This window comes from Williamsia sp. D3, assembly GCF_000506245.1.
Classification (GTDB): Bacteria; Actinomycetota; Actinomycetes; order Mycobacteriales; family Mycobacteriaceae; genus Williamsia; species Williamsia muralis.
The window spans coordinates 21,664-38,336 of sequence record NZ_AYTE01000032.1 but is presented as its reverse complement, the minus strand read 5'-3'; the positions used below and the strand labels follow the sequence as shown (position 1 = coordinate 38,336).

The 16,673-nt window shown below is 65.3% G+C and carries 14 protein-coding genes and 3 pseudogenes; 12 read left to right on the top strand and 5 right to left on the bottom strand.

Annotation, left to right across the window (positions count from 1 at the left end; all coding sequences use genetic code 11):
- Positions 1-137 precede the first annotated feature (137 nt).
- Positions 138-1,058, top strand: a complete 921-nt coding sequence (locus tag W823_RS50455) for a type IV toxin-antitoxin system AbiEi family antitoxin (protein ID WP_023961196.1) — start codon at positions 138-140, stop codon at positions 1,056-1,058.
- An 89-nt stretch (positions 1,059-1,147) separates the two neighbouring features.
- Here the strand turns inward: W823_RS50455 and W823_RS50450 are convergent, their stop codons facing one another.
- On the bottom strand, positions 1,148-2,185 hold the full coding sequence (locus W823_RS50450) for an LLM class F420-dependent oxidoreductase (protein WP_031333028.1): 1,038 nt from the start codon (positions 2,183-2,185) through the stop codon (positions 1,148-1,150).
- A 64-nt stretch (positions 2,186-2,249) separates the two neighbouring features.
- On the opposite strand from W823_RS50450, the gene W823_RS50445 reads away from it, so the two are divergent.
- The 5 genes from W823_RS50445 to W823_RS50425 all read left to right on the top strand — a co-directional run bounded on the left by W823_RS50445 (position 2,250) and on the right by W823_RS50425 (position 6,862).
- Complete coding sequence (locus W823_RS50445) at positions 2,250-3,266, top strand: Zn-ribbon domain-containing OB-fold protein (protein WP_081729878.1); 1,017 nt, start codon at positions 2,250-2,252, stop codon at positions 3,264-3,266.
- Between the two features lie 17 nt (positions 3,267-3,283).
- The gene (locus W823_RS50440) at positions 3,284-4,306 is read left to right on the top strand and encodes a thiolase domain-containing protein (RefSeq protein ID WP_031333025.1); all 1,023 of its coding nucleotides are present in this window, start codon (positions 3,284-3,286) and stop codon (positions 4,304-4,306) included.
- Entirely contained in the window at positions 4,306-5,481 is a 1,176-nt protein-coding gene (locus tag W823_RS50435; RefSeq protein ID WP_023961188.1) for a thiolase domain-containing protein, read from the top strand. The genes W823_RS50440 and W823_RS50435 overlap by 1 nt, the downstream gene beginning before the upstream one ends.
- Positions 5,482-5,516: 35 nt before the next feature.
- Positions 5,517-5,960, top strand: a complete 444-nt coding sequence (locus W823_RS50430; RefSeq protein WP_023961186.1) for a nuclear transport factor 2 family protein — start codon at positions 5,517-5,519, stop codon at positions 5,958-5,960.
- A 71-nt stretch (positions 5,961-6,031) separates the two neighbouring features.
- Entirely contained in the window at positions 6,032-6,862 is an 831-nt protein-coding gene (locus W823_RS50425; protein WP_023961184.1) for a class I SAM-dependent methyltransferase, read from the top strand.
- Positions 6,863-6,931: 69 nt separating this feature from the next.
- Here W823_RS50425 and W823_RS50420 read toward each other — a convergent pair whose 3' ends face one another.
- The gene (locus W823_RS50420; protein WP_023961182.1) at positions 6,932-8,203 is read right to left on the bottom strand and encodes a cytochrome P450; all 1,272 of its coding nucleotides are present in this window, start codon (positions 8,201-8,203) and stop codon (positions 6,932-6,934) included.
- A 153-nt stretch (positions 8,204-8,356) separates the two neighbouring features.
- On the opposite strand from W823_RS50420, the gene W823_RS50415 reads away from it, so the two are divergent.
- The 5 genes and pseudogenes from W823_RS50415 to W823_RS50395 all read left to right on the top strand — a co-directional run bounded on the left by W823_RS50415 (position 8,357) and on the right by W823_RS50395 (position 13,671).
- Entirely contained in the window at positions 8,357-9,523 is a 1,167-nt protein-coding gene (locus W823_RS50415) for a steroid 3-ketoacyl-CoA thiolase (RefSeq protein WP_023961180.1), read from the top strand.
- Positions 9,524-9,529: 6 nt separating this feature from the next.
- Positions 9,530-10,009 carry a nitroreductase family deazaflavin-dependent oxidoreductase gene (locus W823_RS50410; RefSeq protein WP_023961178.1) on the top strand — a complete coding sequence of 160 codons (480 nt, stop codon included), beginning with the start codon at positions 9,530-9,532 and terminating at the stop codon, positions 10,007-10,009.
- 136 nt (positions 10,010-10,145) lie between these two features.
- A pseudogene (locus W823_RS50405) lies at positions 10,146-11,881 on the top strand (alkaline phosphatase).
- 25 nt (positions 11,882-11,906) lie between these two features.
- Positions 11,907-12,985 (top strand): annotated as a pseudogene (locus W823_RS50400) (metallophosphoesterase).
- A gap of 32 nt (positions 12,986-13,017) precedes the next feature.
- A complete protein-coding gene (locus W823_RS50395; RefSeq protein WP_023961176.1) occupies positions 13,018-13,671 on the top strand; it encodes a GNAT family N-acetyltransferase in 654 nt (217 codons plus the stop codon).
- Positions 13,672-13,686: 15 nt separating this feature from the next.
- On the opposite strand, the gene W823_RS50390 is transcribed toward W823_RS50395, so the two are convergent.
- Genes W823_RS50390 through W823_RS50380 form a run of 3 tightly spaced genes read right to left on the bottom strand, consistent with a single transcriptional unit; the run spans position 13,687 to position 15,809 of the window.
- Positions 13,687-14,046, bottom strand: coding sequence for a nuclear transport factor 2 family protein (locus W823_RS50390; RefSeq protein WP_023961174.1), 360 nt, complete (start codon positions 14,044-14,046; stop codon positions 13,687-13,689).
- Between the two features lie 16 nt (positions 14,047-14,062).
- The gene (locus tag W823_RS50385) at positions 14,063-14,983 is read right to left on the bottom strand and encodes an SDR family oxidoreductase (RefSeq protein WP_023961172.1); all 921 of its coding nucleotides are present in this window, start codon (positions 14,981-14,983) and stop codon (positions 14,063-14,065) included.
- A gap of 40 nt (positions 14,984-15,023) precedes the next feature.
- Positions 15,024-15,809 carry an SDR family oxidoreductase gene (locus W823_RS50380; protein ID WP_023961170.1) on the bottom strand — a complete coding sequence of 262 codons (786 nt, stop codon included), beginning with the start codon at positions 15,807-15,809 and terminating at the stop codon, positions 15,024-15,026.
- 91 nt (positions 15,810-15,900) lie between these two features.
- Between W823_RS50380 and echA20 the strand changes: the two are divergent.
- Positions 15,901-16,673, top strand: a pseudogene (echA20, locus tag W823_RS50375) ((7aS)-7a-methyl-1,5-dioxo-2,3,5,6,7,7a-hexahydro-1H-indene-carboxyl-CoA hydrolase).

The window sequence follows — 16,673 nt, the reverse complement described above, 5'->3', positions numbered from 1 at the left end:
GCAGTGCGTGACGCCCATGTCGAAACATGGGCGTCACGCACCAGAGCGGGCGTGGACTTGTCCCCAGACCACCAGCCATCCACAACAAGCCCCCTCGACGGGGGTCAGGGCGGTCGCAGGTAGACCACCATCTACCCATGGACATCGAGAGCCGGCGGGATGCATTCCTGCGCGCAGACCTGATCGCACACGGATATACCCCTTCGGAGATCCGAACCGCCCTTCACACCAGCAAGATCAGAGCCCTCGCGCCAGGAATCTACGCAGGTCCCGCACTGTGGCTCGAGCCGATGGAGAAGCGGCACAGCGAACTGGGCAAGGCGACCGTTCGCAAGCTCGGCGGAAACTACCTGCTCGGTGGGGCGTCCGCAGCCGCTCTGCACGGGCTGCCGCTGTTCGGGGTGGACCCGCGGGTCGTCCACCTCGTCCAACCCACCGCCGACTCGGGAACCGGATCGCGCAACTCGAAACTGCTCCGGATCCATCGCGACGCCCGACCGATGTCAGCCATGATGCTCGATGGTGTGCCGGTTACTTCTCCGGCACGGGCAGTCGTCGACCTCGCCCGCCGCTCGTCCCTGCCATCGGCGTTGGTCACCGGCGACGCTGCACTCCACCGCGGGTTGTGCACGGTCGCTGACTTGCACAAGGAGTTGGAACTCATTGAGGGATTCCCCGGATATCCGCAAGCCAAGCGTGCCGTTGCGATGATGGATGCCCGCAGCGAGTCAGCGCTGGAAAGCCGAAGCCGCGCTTCGATGCACACCGCGGGTATTGCGGCTCCGACCTTGCAGCACGAGATCGTCGACGAATCGGGACGATTCATCGCCCGGGTCGACTTCGCATGGATCGCCCAGCGGGTTGTCGGGGAGGCGGACGGCCTCGTCAAGTACAACGGCGACAACCTTCACCAGGTACTCGGCCGCGAAAAACACCGGGGTGACCGGATCACCGAGCAAGGCTGGCGAGTGGTCCGTTGGTCATCGGCGGACCTCGACGTGCCCGGTCGGGTCCCGAATCGGATCCTTCACGCGCTCTCGAATGCCCGGAACGCATAAACCCACGCCCGCGAAAATGCGCGCCGCCCATGTTCGAACACGGGCGTGGCGCACATGCGCGGGCGCGGCAAAATTTAGAACATGTTCACTCAGACGAGGGTGCCCAGCCGGGTGATCTGGTCGACGTCGCGGGTGGTGACCATCAGCATGCTGACGCCGGCTTGTTCCCACCGTTTGATCTGCGACCTCACCTCGTCTTCGTCGCCGACGATCAGCGTCTCGAGGACCATCTCGTCGGGAACCGCGGCGATGGCCTCTTCCTTGGCTCCGGACAGGAACTTCTCCCCGATGTCCCGGACCACGTCTTCGTAGCCCATCCGCTTGTAGACCTCGGCGTGGAAGTTCTGTTCCTTGGCGCCCATGCCGCCGACATACAGCGCCGTCGACGGCCGGTAGGCGTCGATCACCGCGGCCGGGTTGTCGGTGATCTCGACCTGCACGGTGGCCGCGACCTCGAAGGTGTCGCGGGTGCGCCGCGCGCCCGCCCGTGCGAACCCCTCGGCCAGCCACTGTTCGTACATGTCCGACAGCCGCGGGGTGTAGTAGATGGCCAGCCAACCGTCGGCTATCTCCGCCGACAACGCCACGTTCCTGGGTCCCTCGGCCCCGAGCCAGATCGGCAGGTCACTGCGCAGAGGATGGGTGATCGGCTTGAGCGATTTCCCGAGTCCGGTCGAGCCCGGCGCATCGGACGGGTACGGCAGCGGGTAGTGCGGCCCGGGGTTGGTCACGCGGTCTTCACGAGCGAGCACGTCGCGGATCACTTGGACGTACTCGCGGGTGCGCGCGAGTGGTTTGGCGAACGGTTCGCCGTACCACCCCTCGACCACCTGCGGACCCGACACACCCAGTCCGAGGATGTGCCTGCCACCCGAGAGATGGTCGAGCGTCAGCGCGTGCATGGCGGCCGATGTCGGTGGCCGCGCCGACAGCTGCGCGATGCCCGTACCCAGCTTGATGGTGGACGTCTGCGACCCCCACCACGCCAGCGGCGTATAGGCATCCGAACCCCACGACTCGGCGGTGAACACCGCCTCGTATCCGGCGGCCTCCGCCGCTGCGATGAGAGCCGGCGCGTCCGGGATCGGCGCGGCCCCCCAGTACCCCAATTGCAGACCGAGCTTCATGGCCGCGACCTCCTGTTCGGTCAACTCCTTGCGAGAATAACTAGAACCTGTTCTACTCGATTCCGTGAGCGTGAACCAGATATCTGCCGGATTCGCAGCCCTAGTCGCCCCGATCGAAGATCCAGACGATCCAGTTCTGTCCGCACCGTTGAGCAACTCCTTTGATTACACCCGGTCCCTCGGGCCGGTACTCGGGCGGTTCGCCCAGGGGTTGCTCGACGGCAAGGTCATCGGTGGTCGAGCCGCCGACGGGACCGTCTACGTACCCCCGGTCGAGTTCGACCCCGGTACGCACAAACGGATCGAAGACTTCGTCGAGGTGTCGCCGACCGGAACCGTGAAGTCATGGACCTGGATGGCCGAACCGTTTGAGGGACAACCTCTTTCCAAGCCCTTCGGATGGGCTCTGATCCAGCTCGACGGAGCGGACACCAGCCTGCTCCATGCAGTCGCCGTCGACTCCCCCGACGAACTGAGCACCGGGATGCGGGTGCACGCCGTCTGGAACACCGAGCGCACCGGCCGCATCGACGACATCGCGCACTTCGCCCCCGGCGACGAGGTGGCATCGGTACCGGACAACACCGCCGAGGTGCCGCACCCCGGCGTGATGATCACCACGCCGATCGCCCTGACCATGAACCACACCGCCTCGATCGAAGAGACCTGGTATCTGCAGGGACTCAAAGAGGGCAAGCTGTACGGTGGCCGCACCGGTCCCGAAGCGCCCGTGTACTTCCCGCCCCGCGGCGCCGACCCCACCGACGGCAACCCGACCGGCGAGGTCGTCGAGGTGTCGGACAAGGGCACAGTCACCACGTTCTGCATCGTCAACGTGCCGTTCCTCGGTCAGCAGATCAAACCGCCGTACGTTGCCGCCTACGTTCTCCTCGACGGTTCGGACATCCCGTTCCTGCACCTGATCCTCGACATCGAGGCCAGCGAGGTGCACATGGGTCTTCGTGTGGAAGCCGTGTGGCGACCACGCGAGGAATGGGATTACACGTTGCGAAACATCAGCCACTTCCGGCCGACGGGCGAACCCGACGCCGACTACGACTCGTACAAGGACCACCTGTGAGCAGCACATACCGCGACATGCCGCCGATCGCAGTGATCGGATTCGCGCACAGTCCACACGTCGACGAGACATTCGGCACCACCAACGGCGTCGAGATGCTGGTGCCCTGTTTCCAGAAGCTCTACGCCGAGCTGGGCATCACCCGCACCGACATTGACTTCTGGTGCTCGGGGTCCTCGGATTACCTTGCCGGGCGCGCGTTCTCGTTCATCTCTGCGATCGACTCGATCGGTGCCGTTCCGCCGATCAACGAATCGCACGTCGAGATGGACGCCGCGTGGGCTCTGTACGAGGCATGGGTGAAGATCGCCACCGGCGAGGTGGATGTGGCACTGGCCTACGGATTCGGCAAGCCTTCGGCATCACACACCGACCAGGTGCTGGCGTTGCAGACCGACCCGCACACCGTCGCCCCGCTGTGGCCGGACGCCCGTTCGCTCGCAGCCCTGCAGGCCCGCGCGGGCCTGGACTCGGGAGCATGGACCGAAGCGGACATGGCTGCCGTGGCCGCGCGTGGCACCGACCGCTCGGTGGAGGACCTGCTAGCGTCCGATTACGTCTCCGATCCCCTTCGGGCACATGATGTCTGCCGCTACACCGACGGCGCCGCGGCGATCATCCTGGCCAGCGAACACCGCGCGAAGCAGCTCGTGGCCCGTCCCGCATGGATTTCCGGCTGGGACCACCGGATCGACACTCCGAACTTCGGTGCACGGGACCTCACCAAGTCACCGTCGACCAAGCTCGCCGGCGATGCCGTCCTCGGCGACAACCGCAAGGTCGACGTCGCCGAGCTCCACGCGTCCTACACACATCAGGAACTGATTCTCAAAAAAGAGCTGGGACTCGACGATTCGACGATCATCAATCCGTCGGGCGGCGCACTGGCAGCCAACCCGCTGTTCTCCGCGGGCCTCGAGCGCATCGGCTTCGCCGCGAGCACGATTCTCGCCGGCAACGCCGACACCGCATTGGCCCACGCAAGCAGCGGACCGCTGCTGCAGCAGAACATGGTCGTCAAGATGGAAGGCAAGAACTGATGGGCCGGTATCGGGCTGCGGTGCAGGGCACCGGGCAGACCAAGTACGTGGCCAAGCGCCACGACGTGTCGATGGCCGGGATGTGCCGCGAAGCGATCGACAAAGCGCTGGCCGATGCGCAGGTGACGATGGACGACATCGACGCCGTTGTCGTCGGTAAGGCCCCCGACCTCTTCGAGGGCACGATGATGCCCGAACTCGCCATGGCCCAGGCGCTCGGCGCCGAGGGCAAACGGCTGATCCGCGTGCACACCGCCGGATCGGTCGGCGGCTCGACGGCGAACGTCGCAGCCAGCCTCGTCACCTCGGGTGTTCACCGCCGAGTCCTCGCCATCGCGTGGGAGAAGCAGTCCGAGTCGAATGCCATGTGGGCGTTGTCGATTCCGGTTCCCTTCACCATGCCTGTCGGCGCAGGCGCAGGCGGGTTCTTCGCCCCGCACGTGCGCTCCTACATCCGCCGCTCCGGTGCACCCGAGCACATCGGCGCGATCGTCGCAGCCAAGGACCGCCAGAACGGTGCACTCAATCCGCTGGCACACCTGCATCAGCCCGACCTCACCGTGGAGAAGGTGATGAGCTCGCAGATGCTGTGGGATCCCATCCGCTACGACGAGACGTGCCCGTCGTCCGACGGCGCCTGTGCCGTGGTGATCGGCGACGAGGAGACCTCCGACGCCAAGGCGGCCGGCGGTATCCCCGTTGCGTGGATTCACGCGTCGGCGATGCGCACCGAACCGCTGTCCTACTCGCATCGCGACACCGTCAGTCCACAGGCAGGCCGCGACGCCGCCGCCGCATTGTGGAAGGCGGGCGGCATCTCCAATCCCCTCGAGGAGATCGACGCCGCGGAGATCTACGTGCCGTTCTCCTGGTTCGAGCCGATGTGGCTCGAGAACCTCGGGTTCATGCCCGAGAACGAAGGCTGGAAGCTCACCGAGGCAGGCGAGACCGCGATCGGCGGCAAACTGCCGGTCAACCCGTCCGGCGGGGTGCTCTCGTCCAACCCGATCGGGGCCTCGGGCATGATCCGCTTCGCCGAGGCGGCCATCCAGGTGCAGGGCAAGGGCGGCGACCATCAGGTGGTGGGCGCGCGTAAGGCACTCGGCCACGCGTACGGCGGTGGCTCGCAGTACTTCTCGATGTGGCTCGTGGGCGCGGACAAGCCCACCCACTGACCCGACCGCCTGCTGGACCAACCTACGGAGATCTCGTGACCAAAGCAGAACCGGCGTACCTCAACATCGATCGGGAGAACAACCCCGCGGTTGTCGCCGGACGGCGCTCGCGCGAATACGTCGCCTCGCGCGACAAGGACGCCTGGGTGAAGCTCTTTGCACCCGACGGCATCGTGCAAGACCCGGTGGGTCCCTCGATGTTCGACGAAGAGGGCATCGGCTTCACCGGCCACGACCGGATCAGTCACTTCTGGGATCTTTCGATCGGCACCACCGAGAGCATCGAGTTCGTCTTCGACGAAGAGATCATCTGTGGCAACGAGGTTGCCTACATCGGCAAGATCGTCACCCACATCCACGGCCACATCTCCGAGGCACGTGGCGTCTTCACCTACCGCGCCAACCCGGATGGCTCGCTGGCCGCTCTGCGCGCGTTCTGGGAAGTGGAGAAGACGATCAATTCGGTGCGCAAGGCCTGAAGTCCGCACCCCGGAAACGCCCGAAGGTCCAGTGGTGCCGGCCTGCGCCTGATGGCTGGCACCATGGGCTCATGTTCGAACGTGTGCGGCGTGGTGCCAGACAAAAACTTCAGCGTGCTGTGTCCGAGGTGGTCGACGACTCGAGCCGGGAGACAAACGCACTCGTCGAACAGTTTCACAGGCAGACAATGGACTTGCTCTCGGAGACCCGAGAGGAAGTCGTTGCTCTGCATCGCCGGGTGAATCACCTCGAGCAGCAGGTCCGCCGCGACCTCACCCACGTGATGGACACAGATGCCGCTCGCCAGTCAGGTGACTTCGTCCTCGCGCACATGCCCAAAGCTCCGCAGTTCTGGCATCCTCACGACACACTGCGATACGCGCTCTCCCAGGTTCACATTCCTGGTATGGCACTGGAATTCGGGGTCGCGACCGGCACCACCCTGAACATCATTGCCGCAGAACTGAAAACAGAGCACCGCATTTTTGGATTCGACGTCTTCTCAGGACTGCCGGACACGTGGCGGAGTGGCTTCGCTGCCGGCGAGTTCGCGCAGGACACCCTCCCGGACGTTCCCGGGGCGGAGTTGATACCGGGATTGTTCGAGGACACGCTGCCCGATTTCCTCACCGAACATCGCGAGCCGGTGTCATTCCTGCACCTGGACGCAGACCTCTATTCGTCCACCGCAACGGTGCTCGGTCTCGTCGGCCGGCGACTGATGGCAGGCACGATCATCGTGTTCGACGAGTTCTTCAACTACCCGGGCTGGCAGCAGCACGAGTATCGGGCATGGCACGAGTTCGTGAGTCGCACCGGAATCGAGTTCGAATACCTCGGCTACACAGCCAGTCACGAACAGGTCATCGCGCGGGTCACGGCGCCCGGCGTTCGTCCGTGAATGTCGCTCTGCCAGAACACAAGAAGCCCCGGACGTGTCGTCCGGGGCTTCTCGTAGATGTCGTGTGACTCAGGCGTTGCCGTAGTTGACCGACAATTCCTTCACGCCGTTGATCCAGCCGTGGCGCAGACGGCGCGGCTCGGCGAGCTTGGTGATGTCGGGCATGTGGTCGGCGATCGCGTTGAAGATCAGGTTGATCTCCATGCGGGCCAGGTTCGCGCCCACGCAGTAGTGCGCGCCGTGGCCACCGAATCCGACGTGCGGGTTCGGGTCACGAAGGATGTTGAACTCGAAGGGGTTCTCGAACACATCCTCGTCGTAATTGGCTGAGCCGTAGAACATGCCGACGCGCTGACCCTTCTTGATGGTCACACCACCGAGTTCGACGTCGTGGCGGGCCGTGCGCTGGAACGCGTTGACCGGTGTGGCCCAGCGAACGATCTCGTCTGCGGCGGTCGCGGGGCGATCACGCTTGAAGATCTCCCACTGCTCCGGGTTGTCGAGGAACGCGTTCATGCCATGGCTGATGGCATTACGGGTGGTCTCGTTACCGGCGACGGTCAGCAGGATGACGAAGTAGCCGAACTCGATCTCGTCGAGTGACTGGCCGTCGATGTCGGCGTTGACGAGTGCGGTGACGATGTCATCGGCCGGACACTTCTTGCGCTCTTCGGCCATCGTGTACGCGTAGCCGAGGATCTCGGCCGAAGAGAGCTGAGCCGGGGTGAGCCCTGACTCAGGGTCCACCTCGTTGAACTCCGGGTCGTCGGCGTTCATCATGTTGTTCGACCAGTGGAAGAGCTTCTCGCGGTCATCTTCTGGGACACCGAGCAGATCTGCGATCGCCATCAGCGGCAGGTTGACCGCGACGTCGTCGACGAAATCGCCGGTTCCCTTGGCAGCTGCGTCCTTGACGATCTTCTGTGACGCATCCTCGAGCTTCTCCTCGAGCGCGTGCACCGCTTTCGGGGTGAACATCTTCGCCACCAGCTTGCGCAGGCGGGTGTGCTCGGGCGGATCGTGGTTGATCAGCAGCGCCTTGGTGACGTCGAGCTGCTCCTGCGTCATCGAGTCCTCGAAACGCATGATCACGCCGTTCTCGGCGGTGGACCAGTTCTCGTTGTTCTTCGAGATCGCGCGCACATCTTCGTGCTTGCTGACGACCCAGTACCCACCGTCGTGGAAACCGCCGCCCTTTCCTTCTTCCTGGGCGTTCCACCACACCGGCGCTGTCTTACGCAGCTCCGCGAATTCCTTGACCGGGATGCCTTGTTCCAACAGGTCTGGGCTGGTGAAGTCGAACCCTTCCGCGAAAGGGCAAACCTTCTCGGCCTGCGTCATTGCAACCACCTAAATGCTAGACATGAACGTGTTCTAGTCGATGGTAGAGCAAGATGCGTCACAGTGGCTACTACCTGGTGAAATAGGACTTGTGTCCAGTTGGCAACTTGTTCTAGTTTTGGAATCAGACATCTGCATTCGAAGGGATTTGACATGGGAAAACCGGTGATTGTCGAGGCTACTCGCAGCCCGATCGGGAAGAGGGCCGGTTGGCTGTCCGGATTGCATCCGGCCGAACTCCTGGGCCTCACCCAACGGGCCGTCATCGAACGGGCCGGGATCGACCCGTCGGAGATCGAGCAGGTCATCGGCGGATGTGTGATGCAGGTGGGCGCGCAGTCCAACAACGTCACGCGCACGGCCTGGCTGCACGCCGGGCTGCCGTGGCAGGTGGGCGCGACCACCATCGACTGCCAGTGCGGATCGGCTCAGCAGGCCAATCACCTGATCGCCGGCCTCATCGCCACCGACACCATCGACGTCGGCATCGCGTGCGGTGTCGAATCGATGACCACGGTGCCGCTGGGCGCGAACGTCATGCTCGAAGGCGCAGGCGAACGACGCCCGGAGTCCTGGGACATCGACATGCCCAACCAGTTCGAGGCGGCCGAACGCATCGCCACCCGGCGGGGCATCACCCGCGCCGACGTCGACGCACTCGGTGAGCGCAGCCAGCGGCTCGCCAAGCAGGCATGGGACGAGGGCCGGTTCGACCGCGAGGTGTTCGGCGTCAAGGCTCCCGAACGGACCAAGGAGGGCGAGTTCACCGGCAACATCCTGGACGTGAACCGCGATCAGGGCATGCGCGACACCACGCTCGAGTCGCTCGGCAAGCTCCGCCCGGTCATCGAAGGCGGAATCCACACGGCCGGCACGTCGTCGCAGGTCTCCGACGGCGCAGCCGCGGTCCTGATCATGGACGAGGACAAGGCGAAGGCACTCGGCCTCAAGCCGCGCGCACGTTTTGTCGCCCAGGCCCTCGTTGGCGCCGAGCCGTATTACCACCTCGACGGGCCCGTGCAGTCCACCGAGAAGGTGCTGGCGAAGGCCGGGATGAGCATCAACGACATCGACCGCTTCGAGGTCAACGAGGCGTTCGCGTCTGTCCTGCTCTCATGGGCTGCGGTCCACGGACCCGACATGGACAAGGTCAACGTCAACGGCGGCGCGATCGCGCTGGGCCATCCCGTCGGATCCACCGGGTCGCGACTGATCACCACCGCATTGCACGAGCTGGAGCGGTCCGACACCTCGACGGCTCTGATTACGATGTGCGCGGGTGGGGCGCTCTCCACCGGAACCATCATCGAGCGGATCTGAGATCGCGTGCCACAACAAGAAGCTCCCAAAGCGCTCAACAGCAAGGCCGTCAGCACCATCGTCAAACTCGGGTCACGGGCGAACACCAAGATCTACAAGTTGACCGGTGGTCGTATCGGGTCGAAGTGGCGGGTGGGCGCCGGGTTCAAGGAGCCTGCGCCGGTCATCCTGCTGACCGCGATGGGCCGCAAATCGGGCAAACCGCGCACGGTGCCGCTTCTCTATCTGCGTGACGGTGCCAACGTGGTGGTCGTTGCCTCGCAGGGTGGGATGGCTTCGAACCCGGCCTGGTACCACAACGTCACGGCCAATCCCGATGTGAGCGTCCAAGAGGGACGCAAGACAGTCGCCATGCGAGCGCGTGAGGCCGACGACCAGGAACGGGCGCGCCTGTGGCCCAAACTCGTCGAGGTGTACGCCGACTTCGACAACTACGCGGCCTGGACCGAACGCAAGATCCCGGTGATCATCTGCGAACCACGGTGATCATCTGCGAACAAAAAATGAGCCCGGTGTCGCGCAGCGGCGCGGCCGGGCGAACAAGAATTCATCCCGGGGGCGCCTGAAATTCTCGAAGAAGCGCGATGGTCGGTGGAACTGGTGTGTCAGGATTCGAGGCGACATGTCTGCGATTCCAGAGTCTTCACGCTCCAGTGCCCCCGCCTCATCGGCTGACCACCTGACCTCAGGCCCAGCCGTCAGCGGCCCCTCCCGACGAACATTCCTGGGCGGAGCCGCGATCGGCGCGGTCGGCGTCCTGGGTACGGTCTACGCCGGCAGTGCGGCCGCCGACGGAACGAAGGCTCCGAGCGCCAACGTCTTTCGTCACGGTGTGGCGTCCGGCGATCCACTGCCCGACCGGGTGATCCTCTGGACCCGCGTCACCCCCACGCCCGATGCCGTCCCCGGATCGGGCAAGGGGGCATCCACCACCGTCCGCTGGGAAGTCGCCACCTCACCCGACTTCGGATCCGTGGTCTCGTCCGGCGTCACCACCACCGGCCCCGAGCAAGACCTCACCGTGAAGGTCGATGCCGGCGGCCTGGCCCCGAACACCAACTACCACTTCCGGTTCCACGTCACCGGCGGGCCGGCCGCCGGTTCGACGTCGCCGGTGGGTCAGACGAAGACCGCTCCCGCCACTGCCGCGGACGTGGCAAAGGTCCGCTTCGGCGTGGTGTCGTGCTCCAACTGGGAAGCCGGCTACTTCAGCGCCTACCGGCACCTGGCGGCTCAGCCAGGCTCGACGCCATCGTGCACCTGGGCGACTACATCTACGAGTACGGCACCGCAGAATTCGGTGGGGGCACCGGCGTCGTGCGCCCCCACGACCCTCTGCACGAGATCGTGTCGCTGGCCGACTACCGGACCCGCCACGGCCAGTACAAGTCCGACCCTGACCTGCAGGCCGCGCATCTCAACCTGCCGTGGATCTGCACCTGGGACGACCATGAGTCGGCCAACGACGCCTACGCCGGCGGCGCCGAGAACCACGACGCCAGTGAAGGCGACTGGCCCGCGCGCAAGGCAGCCTCCGAGCAGGCCTACTTCGAGTGGATGCCGGTGCGTCCGGAGGTCGACGCCGGTGGTCGCCATCTGTACCGGCGCCTGCGGTACGGCAATCTGCTCGAGATCTCGATGCTGGATCTGCGCACCTACCGCACCGAACAGCAGTCCATGCTGTCCAACAAGGTCGACAGCACCTCGGCGAGCATCACCGGTTCGGCACAGATGTCGTGGCTCACCAACGGCGTGGTGTCCTCCCCCACGCGGTGGAAGATCGTCGGCAACCCGGTGATGATCAGTCCGATCCTGATCCCCCCGCTGGAGCCGGCCACCACGGCAGCGCTGACCGACCTGCTCGGGGTGCCCAAGGGTGGCATCCCACTGAACTCCGACGCGTGGGACGGCTACACCGCCGACCGCGATCGTCTGCACAAGGCGTTGCGCGACAACAACGTCGAGAACACCGTGTTCATCACCGGTGACATCCACATGTCGTTTGCCTGCGACGTGCCCGTGGACGCCGCGAACTACCCAGGGGCGGGCACGGTCGGCACCGAACTCGTGGTGACCTCGGTGACGTCGAACAACATCGACGACATCGTCGGCGCGCCCGAGTACACGGTGGGAGCAGCCGCAGCCGTGGCGATGACCAACATCAACCGGCACATCCGCTGGGTCGACACCGACGCGCACGGTTACGCAGTCCTGACGGTGACTCCGGCTGCCACACAGATGGATTGGTTCTTCGTGAACAACCGCGCCGACCCGCGGTCCGGGCAGCGCCACGGTCAGTCGTGGCGGGTGCCGAGCGGCACGCAGCGCGTGCAGCCCTCTGGTTCACCAGCCCAGTAGTACCGGCCCGACCTAGGATTCCTTGATGACCACCACCCCGTCCTCGCCGAACAACGGCATCCGCCGGCGTACATTCCTCGCCGGATCGGCCGCTGCCGCAGGCGCAGGCCTGGTCCTGTCCGGACCTGCGCGAGCTGGTGGCCTCCCGTCGGGTCGGCCGGGTTTTCCCCAGACCGGTTCGTCGGTGCGGGTGCTGATCACCGGCGATGCCGGTACCGGCGAAGCCCCGCAGTACGCGGTCACCAAAGCCGCTCGCGCGCTGCACGCGCAGGATCCGTTCGGATTGGCAATCGGACTGGGCGACAACATCTACGAGTCGGGTCCGAACGGACCGACGACAAACAGTTCGAGGAGAAGTTCGAGAAGCCGAACACCGGCCTCGACTTCCCATGGGTGATGGCGTTGGGCAACCACGACACCACCGCGGTCTTCCCGGGTGACGGTGGCTGGCTGCTGCGCGGCGATGCGGAGGTTGCGTACCACTCGCGGTCGAGCCGCTGGTACATGCCGCGACGCTACTACTCGGTGGCCGTTCCCGAGCAGGCGCCGGTCGTCGAGTTCTTTGTCCTCGACCTCAATCCGATCGCCGCCTATATCCCGCCGTTCTTGGCGCCCTACTGGGAACCGAACGGCACCTACATGACGGCGCAACGCACGTGGCTGCGCGAGGCTGTCGCGGCATCGACCGCGACGTGGAAGATCGCGTGCACCCACCACCCGTACATCAACAACGGGCCGCACGGCAGTGCCGGTGGATACGACGGGATCCCCATACCTCCCATCAACGGCGTGCTGGTCAAGGAGTTCTTCGAGCAGGAGATCGCCGGACGGTTCCACTTCTTCATGTCCGGTCACGACCATTCGTTGCAGGTCTTCGACCCCACCATCGCCTCCAAGGGAACACGCCAGCTGGTGTCGGGTGCGGCGGCCAAGACGGTCGAAGACCACTCTTCCAAAGAGCATCCGGCATTGTACGAGAACTTCCGTGACCGCGGGTTCATGACGATGGACATCACGGCCTCGGGAGTGGATCTGCGGGTGTTCACGGTGGACCTGGCAACGGGAACTCCCACTCAGGTCTTCACGAAGTCGTACTCCGGCTGACCGCACCGGCCGATCCCTAATAGGATCGGGGCATGACTGATCCAGACCGTGCCGCCACCCGCCGTGACATCACCGCTGCCCTCGAGGCCGCCTTCGAACGCCGCCACGAAGTGCTCGATGCCATCGTGGAGGCGGAGGACCGGTCCGCGGCCGTCTCGGCCATCGCGAACCTCCTCTCCGTGCCCACCATCGGCGCCGAAGCAGTGCTGGGGATGTCGTTCGACCGCCTGACCGTGTCGGCACGGCGGGCCAACGCCGCCGAGCTCGAAGATCTGAACAGCAAGCTCACGTTCACACAGACCGAACGGCCGGCGGCCACCGCAGAAACGTTGACGCTGCGACCTTTTGATGACAGCGATGCCGACCTCTTCGCCGCACGCACCTCCGACGTCGGGGCCGCGGGCGACGGAAGCGGCACTCCCGCATCGGGCATCGACGACGAGATCGCCGCCGCCCGCAGTCGCATGAAGGCAGAGGAAGCCGTGTGGCTCGTGGCGGTCGAAGGCGACGACAAGGTGGGCATCGTGTTCGGTGAGCTGTCCGGCGGCGAGGTGGATGTCCGGATCTGGATTGCACCCGAGCACCGCAAGCGCGGATTCGGCACGGCAGCTCTTCGTCGTTCACGCTCTGAGCTGGCCGCGTACTTCCCCGGCGTCCCCATGGTCGTCCGGGCCCCCAGCTCCTGACCCGCAGGCGGTGTCTCAGCGGCGCGGGACGCCGAACTTGGCAACGATCTTCTTGATCTGTCCGGACTCGTCGAACTCGAAGCTCTCGATGACCTTGGAGCGCAGGCCGAGCGGTTTGGGCTGGACGTTCACGTAGAACGTGACGTGCACGGTCCGGCCTTCCACCCGAGCCTGGAACTCGGTGATCGCGTGGATGACCTTGTACTGAGGTCCTCGACTGAGGCTGCGGCGCAGATGATCACCGCTGCGCCCCGTCTTCACGCCCATCTCGATACGAACGCAGTCGGGGTGAAACGGTACGGCGGACGGGTCGTGGCTTGCCAGAGCGTCCACATAGGCTCTCGCGCCGGCGATCAGGTCGGCGTCGGAGCTCATAGCTTGGGCCCCAAAATCATCGGGCACCGTAGACCGGCATCGGTGTCGGTGCCTCGGCCAGGATGTCGGTGACAACCGGTCCGAGTTCCGCCGGATCCCATCGAGCGCCCTTGTCCCGCTTGACGCTGCGCTGCCACCCGTCGGTGACGGAGACGGTCCCGCCCTCGACCTCGAACACCCGCCCGCTGACACTGCCTGCCTCCTCGGAGCCGAGCCACACCACCAGGGGGGACACGTTGGCCGGATCCATCGTGTCGAAGGAGCCGTCCTCGGGCGGCGCCATCTGCGCGGCCATCGCGTCACCTGCGCTGGTGGTCATGCGGGTGCGGGCCGATGGCGCGATGGCGTTCACCGTCACGCCGTATGCCTTCATCTCGGCGGCGGCCTGAATCGTCAGTTCGGCGATGGCAGCCTTTGCGGCCGCGTAATTCCCCTGTCCCACAGAGCCGTACAGACCGGCGCCCGACGACGTGTTGATCACGCGAGCGGCCCGCGGATTGCCTGCTTTCGACTCGGCGCGCCAGTACGCGGCGGCATGACGCAACATCGCGAAGTGACCTTTGAGGTGCACCCGGATGACGTTGTCCCAGTCTTCCTCACTCATGGAGACCAGCATCTTGTCGCGCAGGAAACCGGCGTTGTTGACCAGGATGTCCAGTGCCCCGAAGGTTTCGATGGCTGTGTTCACCAGGTTCTGCGCGCCGGCCCAGTCGGCCACGTCGTCACCGTTGACAACTGCCTCGCCACCCGACGACTTGATCTCTGCGACAACCTGTTCGGCCGGGCTCTCGCCGGTGGTCGACCCGTCGAGCCCCGCGCCGATGTCGTTCACCACGACCTTGGCGCCTTCGCGCGCGTAGGCGAGCGCATGTTCGCGACCGATCCCCCGTCCGGCACCGGTCACGATGACCACTCGGCCGGCCACGATTCCACTCATCAATTCGCTCCTCGAAGTTCTTGTTGTGTCGGTGAATAAGTCAGGACGTCGGCGCGTGGACAGAGTTGTCCGCGGTCGCGGCGTCCAGGAAAGCCAGTCTTTCGCCGCCGCCGTGCACGGCCACTGTCGACCCGGTGACGTACTCGGCGAGCGCGGAGATCAGGAATGCCACCGCGTTGCCCACATCGGTGGGTACTGCCATGCGCCCCATCGGGATTGTGCGTCCCACTGCGGCGATGCCCTCCTCGTCTCCGTAATGCAGCTCTGCCAGTTCGGTCTGGACAGCGCCCACCACAACCGAGTTCACCCGCACCCGCGGCGCCCATTCCATGGCGAGCGATCCGGTCAGTGAATCGAGCCCGGCTTTGGCCGCGCCATACGCGGCGGTTCCCGGTGAGGGGCGGTGTCCGCTCAGGCTGGAGACGTTGACGATCGACCCGCCGCGCTCCTGACCGAGCATGATCCGGTGGGCCGCCTGCGCGATGATCAACGGGGCCAGCAGGTTCAATTCGACGATCTTCGAGTGGAAACGCGGGGATGCGTCGGCCGCAAGGGCGAAGGGTGACCCGCCGGCGTTGTTGACCACGGCGTCGAGTGCGCCGTGCCGGGAGACGATGTCGTCGAGCATCGCGGCCACCGCCTCGGCGTCCCGGATGTCGCAGCTCACGAATTCGCTATACGGGGTGGAATCGGGATCGTCGGCAGGTCGCCTGGCGCACGCGACGACCGTGGCACCCAGCTCGGTGAGGACCGAGCTGATGCCTGCACCCACTCCCCGGACACCACCGGTGACCAGCACAACCCGCCCGGACAGCTCCAGGTCCATTCAGTCTCCCGCTTCGCTCGGTTCGTTCGGTGTTAAAGTACCAAGCAATTGCTTGGTTGGTCTACAGCCCGACGGTACGCGAGGAGCATCGATGCCCATCACCACCACCACGGTCGAACCGGGGATAGTCACGGTCACGGTCGACTTTCCCCCGGTCAACGCCTTGCCATCGGCGGCCTGGTTCGAACTCGGCGAGGCCATCACGGCCGCGGGCCGAGACCGCGCCACCCATGTGGTGATCCTTCGGGCCGAGGGTCGGGGCTTCAACGCCGGAGTCGACATCAAGGAGATGCAGGCCACCGAGGGATACGACGCCCTCATCGCCGCCAACCGGGGATGTGCGGTCGCCTTCGCCGCGGTCTACGACTGCGAGGTGCCGGTCATCGTCGCGGTCAACGGTTTCTGCGTCGGCGGCGGCATCGGCCTGGTCGGCAATGCGACGTGATCGTCGCCTCGGACGACGCGGTGTTCGGACTTCCTGAGGTCGACCGCGGTGCACTCGGCGCCGCCACCCATCTCGCGCGCCTCGTCCCGCAGCACACCATGCGGACCCTGTACTTCACGGCGCAGAACGTCACCGCTCAACAGCTCGAGCACTTCGGGTCGGTGCAGAGGGTGGTGCCGCGTGCCGAGCTCGACGAAGCCGCACTGGAGATCGCCCGCAAGATCGCTGCGAAGGACACCCGCGTGATCCGCGCGGCGAAGGAAGCGATCAACGGCATCGACCCGGTCGATGTGAAGACGAGTTACCGCCTGGAACAGGGATTCACGTTCGAGCTGAACCTCGCCGGTGTCGCCGACGAACACCGCGACGCATTCGTGGAGACCGGAAAGCCCAAAAGCGCAACGAGTAAAGGGGCCTGA

Excerpts from the sequence above, each read along its gene's own strand:
- W823_RS50455 (WP_023961196.1), top strand. The coding sequence starts at position 138 with ATGGACATCGAGAGCCGGCGGGATGCATTCCTGCGCGCAGACCTGATC.
- W823_RS50450 (WP_031333028.1), bottom strand. The coding sequence starts at position 2,185 with ATGAAGCTCGGTCTGCAATTGGGGTACTGGGGGGCCGCGCCGATCCCG.
- W823_RS50440 (WP_031333025.1), top strand. The coding sequence starts at position 3,284 with ATGCCGCCGATCGCAGTGATCGGATTCGCGCACAGTCCACACGTCGAC.
- W823_RS50435 (WP_023961188.1), top strand. The coding sequence starts at position 4,306 with ATGGGCCGGTATCGGGCTGCGGTGCAGGGCACCGGGCAGACCAAGTAC.
- W823_RS50425 (WP_023961184.1), top strand. The coding sequence starts at position 6,032 with ATGTTCGAACGTGTGCGGCGTGGTGCCAGACAAAAACTTCAGCGTGCT.
- W823_RS50420 (WP_023961182.1), bottom strand. The coding sequence starts at position 8,203 with ATGACGCAGGCCGAGAAGGTTTGCCCTTTCGCGGAAGGGTTCGACTTC.
- W823_RS50415 (WP_023961180.1), top strand. The coding sequence starts at position 8,357 with ATGGGAAAACCGGTGATTGTCGAGGCTACTCGCAGCCCGATCGGGAAG.
- W823_RS50395 (WP_023961176.1), top strand. The coding sequence starts at position 13,018 with ATGACTGATCCAGACCGTGCCGCCACCCGCCGTGACATCACCGCTGCC.
- W823_RS50390 (WP_023961174.1), bottom strand. The coding sequence starts at position 14,046 with ATGAGCTCCGACGCCGACCTGATCGCCGGCGCGAGAGCCTATGTGGAC.
- W823_RS50385 (WP_023961172.1), bottom strand. The coding sequence starts at position 14,983 with ATGAGTGGAATCGTGGCCGGCCGAGTGGTCATCGTGACCGGTGCCGGA.
- W823_RS50380 (WP_023961170.1), bottom strand. The coding sequence starts at position 15,809 with ATGGACCTGGAGCTGTCCGGGCGGGTTGTGCTGGTCACCGGTGGTGTC.